Raw genomic sequence first — 236 nt, 5'->3', positions numbered from 1 at the left:
CCAGCCGATTGCCCAAAGCACAGCCCGCTCTGCAAATGCAGGGAGAGATCAGCCTGTCGGCTGCGTTTGAGAAGCAAAAAGACTACTACAACGCCCTGCTGAGTCAGCGCCGCTATGAACAGCTGCATGCCTCTTTGCAGGAAAACCAGGTGAAAAGTAATGCCGAAGTGTTCCGCCAGCAGCAACGTATGATGGCGCGGGCACTGCAGTTAGAAGAACTTGAACGACAGCAATTC

General features: G+C 53.8%; 1 pseudogene. It reads left to right on the top strand.

Annotation, left to right across the window (positions count from 1 at the left end):
* Positions 1-236 (top strand): annotated as a pseudogene (locus tag ACYP03_RS28020) (GGDEF domain-containing protein); the annotation flags it as partial.

Source organism: Photobacterium sp. R1 (assembly GCF_054600795.1).
This window is presented reverse-complemented; position numbering and strand designations above follow the sequence as displayed.